Below are 14904 nucleotides of genomic sequence, written 5' to 3'. Positions count from 1 at the left end.
ACTGCACTCCTTCACATCCGTCTGATCAGCGACTTCACTGCACTGACGGACCAGCACACGCAGATGTGACAGAAACCTGGAGAATCTCTTTCGGGCACCTCCTGAACCGTGCCCTCGTTCTCATCCTGGGAGAAACGGAAGTCGGCCGGCGGCAAGTCGGTTCGCGGCAACTGGGTGCGCAGCACAGGTCCACCACGGTCCAGCTCCCAGAAGGCGAGACCGAACACGAGCGTGAGAGACAGCACGCGGAAGGTCCGGGTCTGCCGGGTAAGCCGCCTGGGGCTGATCGCAACCACCGGAATCAGAAGCAGTAGCTCCAGGCTGCTTCCACCACGGCAGCCGGGCGGGGTCGGGCAAAGCGGCGGCAGCCCGTCGAACCGCAACGCGCCGGGGAACGCAGGGGTGAAGTGCGATCCTTGCCCGGCAGGCCGTAGCGTCCTGGGATGAGCAGCTTCAACACGCACCGTAGACGGGTCTACGACGAGGGCCTGCCCACGCGCGTTCGGCATACGAATCTGCGGTCTTGCCTCGTTCACTTCGCGCCCTACGGCTTCCGAGCCACGTATCACCACCTCTGCCTCAGCGCGGGGATTCCCAAGAATCCGGAGAGGGATCCGAGCTCGCTCATACGCGCCGTCGAGGAGTTGCACCATGCCCGACAGCTCTGGCTCGCTGACGAACGTGCCTATGCCAACAGTCGCCGAGCGGACAAAGCACGTGGCTTCCGGCAGGTGAAAGCAGACGAGTCCTGGCGAGGCCGGCAGCGCGGATGGGGAAACATCGCCTACTGTCCCGAGCCGACACTCCATCCCGACGAGCCGCTGTCAGTGGTCGTCGAGCGGGTGCTCCGTTCGACGGTCCCGCCCGATGAAGCTCCTGCGCTGACGTGCCGAGTATGCGGAAACCGGGACAACACCAGCGTCTGGCACGACGGCGTCTACCGGACCCATCAGCTGTGCAGGGAATGCGGGGTCAGCCTCGCGGTGCAGCGGGCCGACGCGCCCGACCCGCTGTTGGCAGCCGACCACGCCCGGCAATGGAAGGAGATCTGGAGGCTGCGCAACGAATCTCCTCGCACCCAAAGCTGAGTTTTGGTGGCCCTCGACCACGCCGGAGCTGTAGGACAGGGTGAGTCCGGCGGTGACGGACCAGGTCGGAGGCGCTCACGGCTGGGTGCCTCGATGTCTCGCTCGACTTTGCTCAACTGCGCCTTGCTCCTGCATCCGGGGCTGCTGCAGCCGGGCCGCGAGTTCCCCCGGCAGGACGTCCCGGTTTGCCGGAGTGAGCTGGACGACCTCGATGTCGGTGCGCCGCTTGAGGGCGTCGGTGAACGGATCGCGGTGCGTGTGGACCGTGGCGACGACGTCGACCTCTGCGACGAACAGCGCGTCGACCGCGTGCCGGAACGCCGTGCACGCCAGTTCCATCCGCCCCAGCTCGTCGATGAGCACCAGTCGCCCTGTTGCCTCCCCGGTTGCTGCCGGCCGAAGCGACGGCAGCGCCAGTCGTTCCATGACGCCCGGGTCGACGCCGTATTTCCCTACCCGTGGCGGACCGGGCAGGTCGACATGGGCGAGGACTTCCCGTCGGCCTGCCAGGGTCTCCAGGGCGAATCCGACGCGGGCGCCGTATTGCCGGATCTCCTCCGTGGTGAACCCGCTGGCCGCGTGGGTGGGCAGCAGCGCGGCGAGCCGACGCAGGACGGTCGTCTTGCCCGCGCCAGGGCGGCCCTCGATCAGGATCCTTGTCGGCACACTGCCATCTTCACCCCCGCTTCCGGAGGCGGCCCGGGTGGGCTCGGCCGAGCGGGGGATTTGAGGTGCGGACCGGTGCCGGTGCTGCCGTTGCGGGTAGGGCGGCGCGCATGAGCGGAATTGAACTCAGCAGCACCGCGTTCGACGACAAAACGGTGATCCCCCGTCGGTACAGCGGGGAGGGTGAGAACATCTCACCGCCCCTGACCTGGTCGGGGGTGCCCGACGAGGCCACGGAGCTGGTGCTCCTGTGCGAGGACCCGGACGCGCCGGGGACGACCTTCCTGCACTGGCTGGTGACCGGCATCGATCCGGGGACCACCGGGGCGGCGGAGGGCCAGAAGCCCCAGGGGGGCCTGCCATGGCCGAACGGCTTCGGCCGCGTGGGCTGGGGAGGGCCGATGCCTCCACCGGGGCATGGGCCACACCGCTACTTCTTCCGCCTGTACGCCCTGTCCGAGCCGCTGCCGCTGCACGACCAACCGGGCGCCGAGGACGTGCACCGTGCCCTGAAGGGCAGGGAGCTGGCCTCCGGCACCCTGGTCGGGACCTATCAGCGCTGAGCGGGTCACGGCTGGTCGTAGCCATGGGCGCCGTACAGCCGGACGAACCGGGCCGCGGTGACCGCCCTGCGGTGCACCGGGCCGCGGGCCCGCCGCTCGTACAGCTCGACGCGCTCCTGCCCGCCCTGCCCGATCGGCTGGACGAGCCGGCCACCGGCGCGGAGCTGATCCACGAGCGGCTCAGGCACTCGCGGGAAGGCCGTGCAGACGATGACGGCGTCGTACGGGGCCCGGGTCGGCATCCCCAGGGTCCCGTCGCCGAGTACGACCTCGGCATTGCCGACGCCCTGCCCGGCCAGCCGCAGGCGGGCCTCGTCGACCAGGTCGGGCCGGCGCTCGACGCTGACGACGTACGCGGCCGAGCGGGCCAGCAGCGCGGTCTGCCAGCCGTATCCGATCCCGACCTCCAGGACCCGTTCGTCTCCGGTGAGGCCGAGAGCGGAGACCATCATGGCGATCAGCGAGGGCTGGGTGGTCACCTGCCCGTGGGGGAGCGCAACGGGCGTGTCCCGGTACGCGGATGCCACCTCGTCCGCGGGGACGAATTCCGCCCGCCGTGGCGGTGGCGCCGGCGGCCCCGGTCGTGGTGTGTTCCAGAAGCCGCACAGCGTGATCGTGCTCGCCGCCCGACGTCGCCTCGTTGCTCACGTGCTCGGCGCCGTTCTCGCAGTACTCGTTGTGGTGCCGGTGAGCGGGGTCCGGTTCCGGCCAGGCGCAGCCCCGGCAGTCGAAGCCCTTGGTCTGGTCGAGGTTGAGCAGCGTCAGCGCCGTACGGCGGACCGTCGTCTGCTCCAGGGAGTACCACAGCGGGTCGGCCACCGCCGGCACGCCTACCGCCCGACTCTTGGGCGGGGTGATCGAAACGTCCGTCCCCTCCGCGCCGCTCGGAACATGCCGACACTGGGCTGGAGCGGCAGCGCGGCGTAAGCGCGCCGGCGTCAGGACGGGGTCCCCGGGTCGGCGTACCGCAGCAGGGCGCCCACGCCCTCGTACAGCCTCAGCTCGCTCTCCGGTACGACAACCAGCTCGGCACCGGTGCCGACGAGGGCCCGGACGAGGGCCTCGGCGGCGCGTTCCTCGCGCGGGGCCCGCACGCCGAAGGACATCAGCTCCGCCTCGGTCAGGGCGAGCTGAGTGGGCTGGGAGCCCGCCCAGAGCCGCAGCGAAGACTCTGGCGGTCGGTTCAGCAGCAGTGCCGCGACCTGGCCGCGCTGAAGGGCGGCGACGGTGGCGGCCAGGCCGTCCGCCATGGGTCCGTCCAGGGCACGCCGGCCGATGAAGATGTCCACGAGTTCCCGGTCGTGCGCGGCCATGCGGCCGCGGAAGACGCCGTCGAGTTGCGGCTCCAACAGGGCGCGTCCGGTGTCGGTGGGGGTCCGGCCGCCCACGCGTACGACCTTGTCCCGCAGGGTGTGCGGCAGGCGGCGGATCAGTACGTTGCACGCCCACTCGTCCCCGCCCACGACGACGGCGTCGGCATGGGCGCGCCGCGCCCGTTCGTCCAGCCGGTGACCGAGCCGGAGGGAAGTGTGGTGCCAGGTCGCCACCGCGACCCTGCTGTGCAGCCGCTCACCCGGGGTGACGGTCGACGCGGGCCAGGTTCCGGTCTCCGCCTCCAGAGTCACCCAGCCGTGGGTCTCGGCGGTCGGAAGGCCGCCGTAGTGGACGACTACGGCCATGTAGGGGATCTCCGGAAGGTGCTGGGTGACCAGGGGCATCGCGTCAGGCAGGGTGCTGTAGCGCGCGGAGTCGTGCTCGGGCGGCCTGGGCAGCTCCCCGTCCAGGACGAGCGAGCCGTGGGCGGCGAAGATGGCCTGACCGTGCACCCCCGGCACCTCTGTGTCGGCGCCGACCACCTCCTCCAGCACGTTCAGCAGCGCCCGGTCCGAGCCCTGACGGGACAGACTCTCGCGCAGCCGCCCCCAGCGCAGCGCGATCGCCCGCTCGGGATGCGCGACGTTTCGGGAGGTGTCCAGGTACACGGAGGCGAACGGGCCCGGCTCCGCGTAGAGGGGTTCAAGGAACGACAACCTCATCGCCACTCCTCGTCGATGGTCTCGCCTCCTTTGATGATGCGCGCCCCGGGGGCGAGGGAACTCGGCGAGCGCAAAGCGGTGAGGGACGCGGGCCGGTCAGGCGCTGGCCGGCAGCAGCCGGCCCTTCGTGAGCATGGTGGCGACGACCACGCCGTCCAGCACCGCCAAGCCGCGGGCCGGGACAGCAAGCCGCTGAGCAGCCGGGCTCTGTAGCCGGATGAAGGAGGAGTCTGCGCAGGAGCACCAGATCGTGGCGGGGGCCGCCTTGCCCCACGTGAATACCGGTTTCCGGGCCGTATTCGACAGACCGAGCGGCGCGTGCGTGCGCTGCGCATCCAGCACGGGCCCACCCATCCGGAGGCCATCGCGCCACGCGTGGAGTCGGATGAGCTGACGGGTCGCTCAGGCGGTGCGCGTGGTACGGCGCAACTTTACGACGGACTCGGTCAGGACTGCTGCCGTTGGTTCGCTTTACATGATCGGAAGACACTCGACGCCTTCGAGGGCATCGCGCGCTGGACCGAGAGTACAGCGGGGTGATCCCGCAGCCGTCGGCTCCTGACTGCTCGCAGACCCTTCCGGCCAGCGGGGCTCGGCGGGACGGAAGGGCACCTGCTGGGCTGCCAGGAAGCGTGACAGAGGACACGTTCCTTCTTCGGCAGGCCGCCTGGCAACACCGCCGCAGGACCCGGTAGACACACTTCCGGAAACTCCAACTCCCGCTGTCCCAAGTCGAGTTGGATCGCCAGAGGCTCGGTGCGCGACAGCGCGCCCCCCGACGTACGGGAGAGACATGAGGCGATTACCCCGCCCCTTTTCGAAGCGACACGCGAAGCCGCCGACGCACTCCGCGAGAAAGCCGGGCCGCCGGTCGGCCGCATACCTCACCGCCCTGGTGACGGTCGTCGCGTCGGCAGCGATCGCGGTCCTGCCGACCGCACCCGCGCAGGCCGCGCCGCTCCGCAGCACCCCGCTGATCACGTACAACATGCTCGGCGCCTCGAACGGCCAGGACAGCAAGTGGAACGTCACCGTCGGCAATTACATCCAGGCCGCCGAGATCGTGACCGTGCAGGAGGCAGGCCCTACACCGCCTGGCGACTACCAGGGCAGCGTCGCCGTCCAGGGGCTGCCGCGGGTCGGCCGGGCATGGTTCATCCAGCACCACCGCTGGCGCTACCGGCGTGGGTCCTACGAGGTCTACTTCCTGCAGACCGACCGCAATGGTGGGAACTACGCGGGCGGCCGCAACAACGTCGCCGTCGTCACACATCGAGTGCCGGACGAGGTGTCCGCCGTACCCAGCCCCGTCTCCGACGGGCGGGCCGCGCTCGGGGTACGGTTCGGCGACGACTGGTACTTCACCTTCCATGCCCGGCCCACCGGCCGTCAGAACCCGACCAACGAGTCGGACGTGATGCTCGCCCGGATCGCGGCCTTCGTGAACCAGGTGCCCGGCCGGTCGTGGACCGTGGGGGCCGACTTCAACAACGAGCCGCGACGCTTCGCCCTTCCGCCCGGCGCCCACCTCTACAACACCGGTCTGCCCACCCAGGACAACGGCCGCGAGCTGGACTACGTGGTGGCGTCCGCCAACATCCCCGACCACCGGGTGGAGCGGCTCCCCGGCTCCACCGCGGACCACTACGCCGTGGCCGTCGGCGGCATGCGCGCCGGGGGAGAGCCGAGCCCCTTGTTCACCAGCCCTCGCGAGATCGAGAACATGCAGAGCGGGGGCACACTGGAGGCACTGGCCGGGGGCGTGGTCAACGGCATGCCCGCCATCACCAACCGGCGCAACGAAGGGTTCGGCCAGCGCTGGGACATCGAAGCCAACGGGACCGACACCGTCCGCATCCGACTGCCCAAGGCGAGGTGCCTCATGGGCCTGTTGGACCGCAAGGACCATGGCAAGCCCGTCATGTTCGACTGCGGGTTGACCGGCCTCGAACGCTGGCGGCTGCTCTCGTTCGGCAACGAGCAGTACCAGATCCGCAGTATCCCGCTCGGGCTGTGCCTGGACGTGGGCACGTCGACCAACCCGCGTGACGTCTGGGACCTGGAGCTGAACCCCTGCAAGGCGAAGGCCGGTCAGCACTGGTACCTCGCTCCCCCGGCCGACCCCGACTCCAAGGTCAATTTCGACCCGGACGACCTGGGCATCGCCCACCCCGGCGCCTTCGGGCTGGAGAACGTCCACACCGGCCGGATGCTCGCCGGCGAACCCCGCGGGCTGGGCGGCATGCGCGTGCGCGCCTACTCGCACCGCACCCAGCCCACGCCCAACCAGGAGAAGTGGTTCCCCGAATGGGTCGGCGACCAGCGGCTGCGGATGCGTGACGCGGCGACCGGCCTGTGCATCGAGGCGGACGCGAATCTCCCCAGCGACAGTTTCATCGGCGTCGACCTGCGGGCCTGCAACAACTCCCGCACCCAGACCTGGCGCGTGGAGCCGGCGGGAGAGAACACCTTCCGGCTCCGCAACGAACAGACCTTCATCGGCTCTACGGCCTGCCTGGACCTGGACCAACTGATCCTCGACTCCGGCTCGGACATCGTCAACACCAGCCAGTGCGAAGGAACTCCCCGTACCTCCCAGTACTGGTTCTTCGCGCCCTTCGACGCCTCCGCCGGCCCCGACGAGACGGGGGAGTGACAGGGCCCTGACCTGGTCGCGGTGTCTCGGCCTCCGGGTTGGGCAGTGGCTCTTTCGCCGGGCCGGGCTGAGCAAGATCGTCCTGGGCGGTGGCCGCGAAATCTCCGTACCTTGCATGCCCGAAACGGAGAAGCCTTGCGCGGTACGGACCTGAACGTGATCGAGGGCCTGTCGTGGCTGCGGATCGGCTTGGCCGAGGGTGACGAGGTGGCGTGGACCTGGCTGTCCGGCTATCGCCGACTCGGCCCTCCTGGCTGCACCGTGTGTAATCTGAAAATTCACCTTCCTTATGTAGTCGAGTTTGCGCCGGCTGACATATTCATCCGGTGCTCCCGCCGGGTCGTGTGTGCCGTGCTAAGCGGGTCGTGTGCGCCGTGCTAAAATTGGTGATAGTTGCAGTTGTGGTTCCCGAAACTTCAAGTGCCTTGGCGGCCGTATGCCGTCGGGCATTTCTGTATCTCCGGTGCTTGTCCGGACGGGGCTCATTGTGGCAACGCAGGGGTTCGCATGGCGTGGGTCCCCGGGTACTGCCCCCAAGGAGATGTGACATGGCTACTGGCACCGTCAAGTGGTTCAACGCGGAAAAGGGCTTCGGCTTCATCGAGCAGGACGGCGGCGGCCCGGACGTCTTCGCCCACTACTCGAACATCGCCGCCCAGGGTTTCCGCGAGCTCCAGGAAGGCCAGCGGGTGAACTTTGACGTCACGCAGGGCCAGAAGGGCCCGCAGGCGGAGAACATCACTCCCGCCTGACGTCGAAGCGCATGAGATGGCTGAGGCCCCGCCCTGCGGCGGGGCCTCAGCTTACTGCTGCTCTTTATATTCCGCTGGAATTCTTTTAGATTTACATTCGGCTCGTGCTTGCAATTTATCCGACTCATTCCTGTCGGTAATTCCTCGATGCGCGCCCTGTTGAGGAAGGTTCTCCATGAGCCGTTCAGCTCGCACGAACGACCGTCTCCGGCCCCGGGGTCAGGGCCGCCCCGGCGCCACACCACAGGGGGAGTTCGCGCTGCCGGTCACCGTCACCCCGGCCCTCCCCGCCGCCGCGACCTTCGGTGAGCTGGACATGCCCGCCGCGTTGCTGAAGATGCTCACCAGTCGCGGCCTGAACGAGCCGTTCCCGATCCAGGCCGCCACGTTGCCGAACTCCCTCGCAGGGCGCGACGTCCTGGGCCGCGGGCGCACCGGATCGGGCAAGACGCTCGCCTTCGGTCTGGCGCTCCTCGTGCGCACGGCCGGGCAGCGGGCCGAGTCGCGGAAGCCGCTGGCCCTGATCCTCGTTCCCACGCGCGAGCTGGCCCAGCAGGTCACCGATGCGCTCGCCCCGTACGCCGGGTTGCTGAAGCTGCGGCTGGCCACTGTGGTCGGCGGCATGTCGATCGGCAGGCAGTCCGCCGCACTGCGTACCGGGGCCGAGGTGGTCGTCGCGACTCCCGGCCGCCTCACGGATCTCGTCGAGCGCAAGGACTGCCGCCTGGACCGAGTGAACATCACCGTCCTGGACGAGGCCGACCAGATGGCGGACATGGGTTTCATGCCGCAGGTCACCGAACTGCTGGACCAGGTACGTCCCGACGGCCAGCGCATGCTGTTCTCGGCCACGCTGGACCGCAACATCGACCTCCTGGTCCGTCGTTACCTCCATGACCCGGTGGTCCATTCGGTCGACCCGTCGGCGGGCGCGGTCACCACGATGGAGCATCACGTGCTGCAGGTGCACGGCGCCGACAAGTACGCCACCGCCACCGAAATCGCTGCCCGCGACGGGCGCGTGATCATGTTCCTGGACACCAAGCATGCCGTCGACCAGTTCACCAGGCACCTGCTGAGCAGCGGCGTGAAGGCCGCGGCGCTGCACGGCGGCAAGTCGCAGCCCCAGCGGACCCGCACCCTGGCACAGTTCAAGACCGGTGACGTCACGACGCTGGTGGCCACCAATGTCGCGGCCCGGGGCATTCACGTCGACGACCTCGATCTCGTCGTCAACGTCGATCCGCCCAGCGACCACAAGGACTACCTGCACCGCGGCGGCCGTACCGCCCGCGCCGGCGAGTCCGGCAGTGTCGTCACGCTGGTCCTCCCCAACCAGCGCCGGGACATGGCCCGGCTCATGTCCGACGCAGGCATCAGGCCGCAGATCACGCAGGTCCGCTCCGGCGAGGCCGAGCTGAGCCGCATCACCGGCGCCCAGGCTCCCTCCGGTGTCCCCGTCGGCGGCAGCGCGCCGGTCGCGGAGCGCCCGAAGCGCGGCGGTGCCCCCTTCCGCGGTATGGGCACCCGCCCGGGGCGGGCCGGCGGCGGTGGCGAGTCTCGCCGGTCTGCCGAGGCCCGCCAGATCGCCGAGGCCCGCAAGGCAGCCCGAGTCCGTCGTGGCGCATAGGCCGGCAACGGTGCCCTCGTACCACCGCCAGCCCTGATCGCCATGTCGGCGGACGTCACCACGCAGCCGGCGGCCCGGCCTCCGGCGCCCTTGCCGAGGCCGGCATCCGCTGGTCCCCTCAGACCGGTTTGCGCCACACGGAGATGTGCTTCGTGGAGTCCTGGCCGAACCGCGCCCCGTCCCAGTCCGCGACGCGTCGTTCCAGCTCGAGCCCCGCGATCCGTGCCATCAGGTCGAGCTCGGCCGGCCATGCGTACCGGTGCCGGGAGTTGCCGCGGCGGTAGCGGCCGTCGTCGCCGTCGCGGGTGAAGTGGTGCGAGACCAGAATCTGCTCGACCAGGTCGAAGGTGTCGAAGCCGAGATGCCCCTCGGAGACGTCGAACGGCACCGCGACCTGCCCGGGCGGCAGGGACCGCAGCGGTGGCACGCCCAGCTCGATGACGAAGCGGCCGCCGGGCGCCAAGTGACGTGCGGCGTTTCGGAAGCACTCGACCTGCTCGTCCTGCGTGAGCAGGTTCGTGATGGTGTTGTAGACGAGATAGACCAGGGTGAACTCGCCGGGGACGACGGTCGTGGCCATGTCCCCGATGGTGACCGGGAGCCCGTGCTCGTCGATCTTGCGCCGCAGGACCGCCGCCATGTGCTCGGACAGTTCGATGCCCGCCACGGGCACGCCGCGTTCCCGGAGCGGGACGCCCACGCGTCCGGTTCCGATGGCGAACTCCAGTGCCCGGCCGTCTCCGGCGAGTTCGGCAAGGAAGGCGAGAGTCGGTCCGAGAACGGCGGCCGAGGACATCTCGCTCTCCTCGACGTCGTAGCGGTCGGCGGTCGCACGGGTCCATGGCTCACTGCTCGTCACGGGCGGCCACTTTGCCGGGCGCGGCGGGGCGCTGTCGACGCATTTACGTTCCACCCGGCGGCACAGGCCCCGCACGCACGAGACTGTCGAGTGCGGCGGAGCCCGTCGGTCACCGTGCCGTCGAGGACCCGCGTCCGTCAGCGGCGCGGACGCTCCAGAGTGATGAGCAGGCCCTCGACCGCGCCGGGCCCTATACGGCCCTTGACGTCGGCGGACGTGATCGCCTTGAGGGCCCAGCCGTCCTCGGCGTGCTTGTTCAGAACCTTCTCCAGCTTGTCGCTGTCCAGTGCGTCTCCGATCAGTGACTCGCGGAAGGTGACGACCTTGTATTCGAGTGTGTAGGGGTTGCTCATGGCTGGGGCCTTCCCGTGGATGGACTGGCTGAGGGAACACCGGACAGCCAATCACCGTCCGGCGCTGCCGCACACGGCGGGGTGGGGGTCGTCACCCTCCCCCGGCGCGAACCGGTCGTGCACATCGTGCGTGCGGAACGGGTCGGTGAGCGGGGCGCGGTGCCGCTTGTACTCGGCGCCCTCCGGGGAGAAGCTGGATTTCCGATCACGAGGACGACGCTCTTCCGTGTCAGGAAACGGTGAGTGCAGATGAGCTCCAGCTCCACCGATGCCCCGGATCCCGGGCCGGCCGGTGCGGGCAACGGGCCCGCCGTCTCCCGCCGGGAGTTCGACGCCCTGTTCGAGTCGGTACGCACGTGGGGTCGCTGGGCCCCGGCCGACCGCGGTGCCTGGAACCGTGTGACCGCGGACCATGTGCGGCGGGCCGCGGCCCGGGTGCGGTCCGGGACGGTCGTCCCGATGGCGCTGCCCTGGAACACCCGGCCCGGCCCGGACAACCGTAGGCCCGCCCTGCACCACATGACCGATGTCGGGGACGTGGAGAGCCCGGAACCCTCCACGCACAAGGACTTCATCGCCGCCGACTACCACGGCAAGGCGGTCACCCATCTCGACGCGCTGTGCCACATCGCCTACCGGGGGCAGCTCTACGACGGTCGGACGGCACGCGAGGTCGTCGGTGCCGCAGGCGCCCGCTTCGGTGCGGTCTCCGCGCTCGGGCCCCTCGCCACGACGGGTGTGCTCCTCGATCTGCCCGCCGTCCTCGGCGTCGGCTGGCTGGAGCCCGGACAGGCGGTGCACGCCGGTGACATCGCCGCCGCGGAGAAGGCGCTCGATGTGACGATCGGCGAGGGCGACGCGGTACTGCTGCGCACCGGGCACGCCCGCCGCCGCGAGACACTCGGCGCCTGGGACGCCGACACCGCGAGCGCGGGCCTCCACGTGGACGCCGTACCCCTGCTGGCCGAACGCGGCATCGCACTGCTCGGCTCGGACGGCGACAGCGATGTACGGCCCTCGCCCGTGGACGGCGTGCACTCGCCGGTGCACGCCCTGGCCGTGGCCGCGATGGGGGTGCCGTTGCTGGACAACCTCGACCTGGAGGAACTCTCCGCCGCGACCGCCGAAGCGGGGCGGTACGAGTTCCTGCTCGTCGTGGCGCCGCTGAACGTGCCGGGCGGGACGGGCTCGCCCGTCAATCCGGTCGCGGTCCTCTGACGAGCCCTCCCGCCCGGTTGCCGTCGGCACGGACCTGGTGAATCGTGACTCGCGTCTCCAATGTCCGTATCCTCGTCAATGCCAGATATTTCCTATATGAGGATTATCTGAGGTGGAAGTGAGGCGGAGCGTGATGCGGTCCGGCGGTGAACCGATACCGGCGGGGCGTGCGGGAGGCGGCATGGGACCCGCTCGTTTCCGTGAGCGGTTCCTCCAGGGGGAACCGGTCGCGGCGGGTGTGCGGACGCCGATCCTGAGTTCCTGGCAGCGCTGCAGGTCACTGGGGCTGTCGCCGGACCAGTCCGACCTTCCCTTCCGGGAGGACATCGACCCGGACGAGCGGATCATCCGCGCGGCCGTGCCGGTGCTCGACCGGCTCCAGTCCAGGTTCGCCGGCAGCGCGATGAACATCTGCGTCGCCGACGCGAGCGGGACGGTTCTGCTGCGCCGTTTCGGAGAGGCGTCGCTGGCCAGAAGCCTCCCGGCGATCCAGAGCGTTCCGGGGTTCGTGTTCGCCGAGCAGGTCGCCGGTACCAACGGCATCGGCCTCGCCCTGGCCGAGCGGCAGCTCATCCGGGTCTACGGTGCCGAACACTTCGCCGAGCGCTCCCAGGGCGCCGCCTGCCGCGCGCTTCCCGTTCGCGACCCACTAAGCGGCCGCATCGAGGGCGTCCTGTGCTTCGGCTATCCGCGCAGTGCCGACGACCCGGCGCTGTCCACCGTGATACGCAAGGCGGCCGGGGCCATCGAGCGGCGGCTTCTCGGGCAGAGTTCCGCGCGTGAGCGCGCTCTGCTGCGGGCGTATCTGGCCACCGGAGCAGCCGCCCCGCACCGCGGCATCGCGGTGGACGCGCTGGCTCTCGAACTGCATCCCCATGACCGGGCGATCCTCATGGAGCGGGCCGCCGAGCTGATCTCCTGCGCGCAGCGGGCCGCGGTCGAGGTGTCCCTGCCGGCCGGCCGACTGGTCACGCTCGTGAGCCGTCCGATGACGAGTGCCTCCGGAGTGGAGGGCGTCGCCATCGAAGCCGTCCTGCACGGCCCCGCACCGCGCGAGCTCTTCGCCGCCCCGTACGACATCGACCAGCCGCCGGGCTTCCCCGCCGAGCCTGCCGTCGCCGGCGTCTCCCTGCGATCCGTGGCCGTTTCCGGCGTCGCGGCGCCCGGGCATCCCGGCCGCCCCCCGTCGCCCGGGCACCTTTCCGGCACTGCCCCCGGCCGGGTCGCCACGGCCGCCGACGTCGACGGCGCGACGGACGATCACCTCGGCTCCCCGCCCCCCACGCGAGGGCTGGTGATGGTGGGGGAGCCGCACGTGGGGATGTACGCCCTGGCCGCGCGCCGCCGCCTGGAGCTGCTGTCCGAGGCCAGCGCCCGCATAGGCACCACCCTGGATGTGCGCCGCACCGCCCAGGAACTCGCCGAGACGGCCGTACCGCGACTGGCCGACTTCGTCACCATCGACCTGCCCGAGGCCGTACTGCACGGCGAGGAGTCCACCGACCCGCGTGGCGACCTGCGCCGCGCGGTGGTCCACGGCATCCGCGACGACTGTCCCTTCATGCCCGTCGGCAAGCAGGCCGACTACGGCCCGGCCACGCCCCAGCTGCGGTGTCTGGCCGGCGGGCAGGCAGTGCTGGAACCGGACCTGAAGGTCGCCGCGGGCTGGCTCGCGCACGATCCCGAGCACACCGAGCAGCTGCTGAGCCACGTCCACTCCCTCATCGCGGTGCCCCTGGTCGCCCGGGGTGTCGTCCTGGGCGTCGTCTCCTTCTACCGCGCGCAGGCGCAGAACCCCGCCCCGTTCGGGGACGACGACTGCTCGCTGGCCCAGGAGCTCGCCAGCCGCGCCGCACTGTCCATCGACAACGCCCGGCGCTACACGCGCGAACGCACCATGGTCCTCGCCCTCCAGCGCAGCCTGCTGCCGCACGGTCTGCCCGAACAGGACGCCGTGGAGGTCGCCCACCGCTACCTGCCCGCCGAATCCGACGTCGGGGGAGACTGGTACGACGTCATCCCCCTGTCCGGCACCCGCGTCGGCCTCTTCGTCGGCGATGTCGTCGGCCACGGCATGCTCTCCGCCGCCACCATGGGCCGGCTGCGCACCGCCGCACGCAGCTTCGCCGAACTCGACTTCCCTCCGGACGAAGTCCTCATCCAGCTCGACAACCTCGTGGCACGCCTGGACCGGGAGGATCCCGCCGCCGACGGCGTCGGCATCGTCGGCGCGACCTGCCTCTACGCCATCTACGACCCGACCACGCAGCAGTGCACCATGGCCCGCGCGGGCCACCCCCCGCCCGCGCTGGTCGCCCCCGACGGCACCGTGTCGTTCCCCGACCTGCCCGCCGGACCCCCTCTCGGCCTCGGGGGCCTGCCCTTCGAAGCCGTCGAGATGCACCTCCCCCAGGGCAGCCAGCTGGTCCTCTACACCGACGGGCTCATCGAGGACCGGCACCGCGACGTCGACCAGGTCCTCGAGCAACTGAGCGATGCCCTGGCCCACCCGGAGCGCGCACCCGAGGAGACCTGTCAGGTGGTGCTGGACACCGTGGCGCCCGCCCACCCCTGTGACGACATCGCCCTGCTCGTCGCCCGCACCCATGCCCTCGACCCCCGGCGGATCGCCACCTGGGACCTGCCCGCCGACCCGGCCCTGGTCAGCGAAGTGCGCGCCGCCGCCCTGAGGCAGCTGGCCGACTGGGGACTCGACGAGGCCGCGTTCGCCGCGGAACTGATGCTCAGCGAGCTGGTCACCAATGCCATCCGGCACGGTGCCGGGCCCATCCGGGTGCGGCTCCTGCACGACCGCACCCTGATCTGCGAGGTCTCCGACACCAGCAACACCGCCCCGCACCTGCGCCGTGCGGCCACCACCGACGAGGGAGGGCGCGGCCTGTTCCTCGTCGCGCAGCTGGCACAGAGCTGGGGCACGCGTTACAACCCTCAGGGCAAGGTCATCTGGGCCGAGTGCGGGCTCGCCGGGGTCTGAGGCGGGCCACTGATCCGTTGGAGTCACAGCGAGCGGCGAGATGTCTGAAATGCTGTGATATTGGCCGCTAGTATCACTGATACCTGTC

The 14904-nt window shown here is 70.3% G+C and carries 14 protein-coding genes and 1 pseudogene; 7 read left to right on the top strand and 8 right to left on the bottom strand.

Features of this window, described 5'->3' with window-relative positions:
- Positions 1-11 precede the first annotated feature (11 nt).
- Complete coding sequence (locus AQI88_RS47110) at positions 12-383, bottom strand: hypothetical protein (RefSeq protein ID WP_208615917.1); 372 nt, start codon at positions 381-383, stop codon at positions 12-14.
- 60 nt (positions 384-443) lie between these two features.
- Between AQI88_RS47110 and AQI88_RS43625 the strand changes: the two genes are divergently transcribed.
- Positions 444-1088 carry a hypothetical protein gene (locus tag AQI88_RS43625; RefSeq protein ID WP_079057841.1) on the top strand — a complete coding sequence of 215 codons (645 nt, stop codon included), beginning with the start codon at positions 444-446 and terminating at the stop codon, positions 1086-1088.
- A 75-nt stretch (positions 1089-1163) separates the two neighbouring features.
- On the opposite strand, the gene AQI88_RS27945 is transcribed toward AQI88_RS43625, so the two are convergent.
- Entirely contained in the window at positions 1164-1754 is a 591-nt protein-coding gene (locus AQI88_RS27945; protein ID WP_067004377.1) for a nucleoside-triphosphatase, read from the bottom strand.
- Positions 1755-1864: 110 nt separating this feature from the next.
- Here AQI88_RS27945 and AQI88_RS27940 point away from each other — a divergent pair, with 110 nt between their 5' ends.
- Positions 1865-2317, top strand: a complete 453-nt coding sequence (locus AQI88_RS27940; RefSeq protein WP_067004375.1) for a YbhB/YbcL family Raf kinase inhibitor-like protein — start codon at positions 1865-1867, stop codon at positions 2315-2317.
- Positions 2318-2322: 5 nt separating this feature from the next.
- On the opposite strand, the gene AQI88_RS27935 is transcribed toward AQI88_RS27940, so the two are convergent.
- From AQI88_RS27935 to AQI88_RS27925, 4 genes and pseudogenes are all read right to left on the bottom strand, one after another.
- Positions 2323-2844 carry a protein-L-isoaspartate O-methyltransferase family protein gene (locus AQI88_RS27935; protein ID WP_244184359.1) on the bottom strand — a complete coding sequence of 174 codons (522 nt, stop codon included), beginning with the start codon at positions 2842-2844 and terminating at the stop codon, positions 2323-2325.
- A gap of 100 nt (positions 2845-2944) precedes the next feature.
- A pseudogene (locus AQI88_RS47930) lies at positions 2945-3175 on the bottom strand (hypothetical protein); the annotation flags it as partial.
- Positions 3176-3255: 80 nt separating this feature from the next.
- Positions 3256-4353, bottom strand: coding sequence for a baeRF2 domain-containing protein (locus tag AQI88_RS27930; protein ID WP_067004371.1), 1098 nt, complete (start codon positions 4351-4353; stop codon positions 3256-3258).
- Between the two features lie 96 nt (positions 4354-4449).
- Positions 4450-4695 (bottom strand): hypothetical protein, encoded by a 246-nt coding sequence (locus AQI88_RS27925; RefSeq protein ID WP_067004369.1) that lies wholly within the window; start codon positions 4693-4695, stop codon positions 4450-4452.
- A gap of 451 nt (positions 4696-5146) precedes the next feature.
- On the opposite strand from AQI88_RS27925, the gene AQI88_RS27920 reads away from it, so the two are divergent.
- The 3 genes from AQI88_RS27920 (at position 5147) to AQI88_RS27910 (ending at position 9391) form a co-directional block, all read left to right on the top strand.
- On the top strand, positions 5147-7009 hold the full coding sequence (locus tag AQI88_RS27920) for a ricin-type beta-trefoil lectin domain protein (RefSeq protein ID WP_079057840.1): 1863 nt from the start codon (positions 5147-5149) through the stop codon (positions 7007-7009).
- Positions 7010-7557: 548 nt separating this feature from the next.
- Positions 7558-7761 (top strand): cold-shock protein, encoded by a 204-nt coding sequence (locus tag AQI88_RS27915; protein ID WP_067004365.1) that lies wholly within the window; start codon positions 7558-7560, stop codon positions 7759-7761.
- Between the two features lie 175 nt (positions 7762-7936).
- Positions 7937-9391, top strand: a complete 1455-nt coding sequence (locus AQI88_RS27910) for a DEAD/DEAH box helicase (RefSeq protein WP_067004363.1) — start codon at positions 7937-7939, stop codon at positions 9389-9391.
- Between the two features lie 118 nt (positions 9392-9509).
- Here the strand turns inward: AQI88_RS27910 and AQI88_RS27905 are convergent, their stop codons facing one another.
- Both AQI88_RS27905 and AQI88_RS27900 read right to left on the bottom strand, forming a co-directional pair.
- Positions 9510-10250: a class I SAM-dependent DNA methyltransferase gene (locus AQI88_RS27905; RefSeq protein WP_067004361.1), complete on the bottom strand. Its 741-nt coding sequence runs from the start codon at positions 10248-10250 to the stop codon at positions 9510-9512.
- A 137-nt stretch (positions 10251-10387) separates the two neighbouring features.
- Entirely contained in the window at positions 10388-10603 is a 216-nt protein-coding gene (locus tag AQI88_RS27900; protein ID WP_067004359.1) for a DUF4177 domain-containing protein, read from the bottom strand.
- Positions 10604-10852: 249 nt separating this feature from the next.
- Here AQI88_RS27900 and AQI88_RS27895 point away from each other — a divergent pair, with 249 nt between their 5' ends.
- Positions 10853-11821: a cyclase family protein gene (locus AQI88_RS27895; protein ID WP_067004476.1), complete on the top strand. Its 969-nt coding sequence runs from the start codon at positions 10853-10855 to the stop codon at positions 11819-11821.
- A gap of 181 nt (positions 11822-12002) precedes the next feature.
- Positions 12003-14816, top strand: a complete 2814-nt coding sequence (locus tag AQI88_RS27890; protein ID WP_398698693.1) for a SpoIIE family protein phosphatase — start codon at positions 12003-12005, stop codon at positions 14814-14816.
- Positions 14817-14904: the final 88 nt, after the last annotated feature.

It is taken from the genome of Streptomyces cellostaticus (genome assembly GCF_001513965.1).
In the GTDB taxonomy this organism is placed as follows: Bacteria; Actinomycetota; Actinomycetes; order Streptomycetales; family Streptomycetaceae; genus Streptomyces; species Streptomyces cellostaticus.
Note: the sequence above shows the minus strand (reverse complement) of the source record. Positions and strands in the feature narration are given on the sequence as shown.

Coding starts and splice junctions, on each gene's coding strand:
- AQI88_RS27930 (WP_067004371.1), bottom strand. CDS start 4,353: ATGAGGTTGTCGTTCCTTGAACCCCTCTACGCGGAGCCGGGCCCGTTC.
- AQI88_RS27890 (WP_398698693.1), top strand. CDS start 12,003: ATGGGACCCGCTCGTTTCCGTGAGCGGTTCCTCCAGGGGGAACCGGTC.
- AQI88_RS43625 (WP_079057841.1), top strand. CDS start 444: ATGAGCAGCTTCAACACGCACCGTAGACGGGTCTACGACGAGGGCCTG.
- AQI88_RS27920 (WP_079057840.1), top strand. CDS start 5,147: ATGAGGCGATTACCCCGCCCCTTTTCGAAGCGACACGCGAAGCCGCCG.
- AQI88_RS27940 (WP_067004375.1), top strand. CDS start 1,865: ATGAGCGGAATTGAACTCAGCAGCACCGCGTTCGACGACAAAACGGTG.
- AQI88_RS27900 (WP_067004359.1), bottom strand. CDS start 10,603: ATGAGCAACCCCTACACACTCGAATACAAGGTCGTCACCTTCCGCGAG.
- AQI88_RS27910 (WP_067004363.1), top strand. CDS start 7,937: ATGAGCCGTTCAGCTCGCACGAACGACCGTCTCCGGCCCCGGGGTCAG.
- AQI88_RS27895 (WP_067004476.1), top strand. CDS start 10,853: ATGAGCTCCAGCTCCACCGATGCCCCGGATCCCGGGCCGGCCGGTGCG.
- AQI88_RS27915 (WP_067004365.1), top strand. CDS start 7,558: ATGGCTACTGGCACCGTCAAGTGGTTCAACGCGGAAAAGGGCTTCGGC.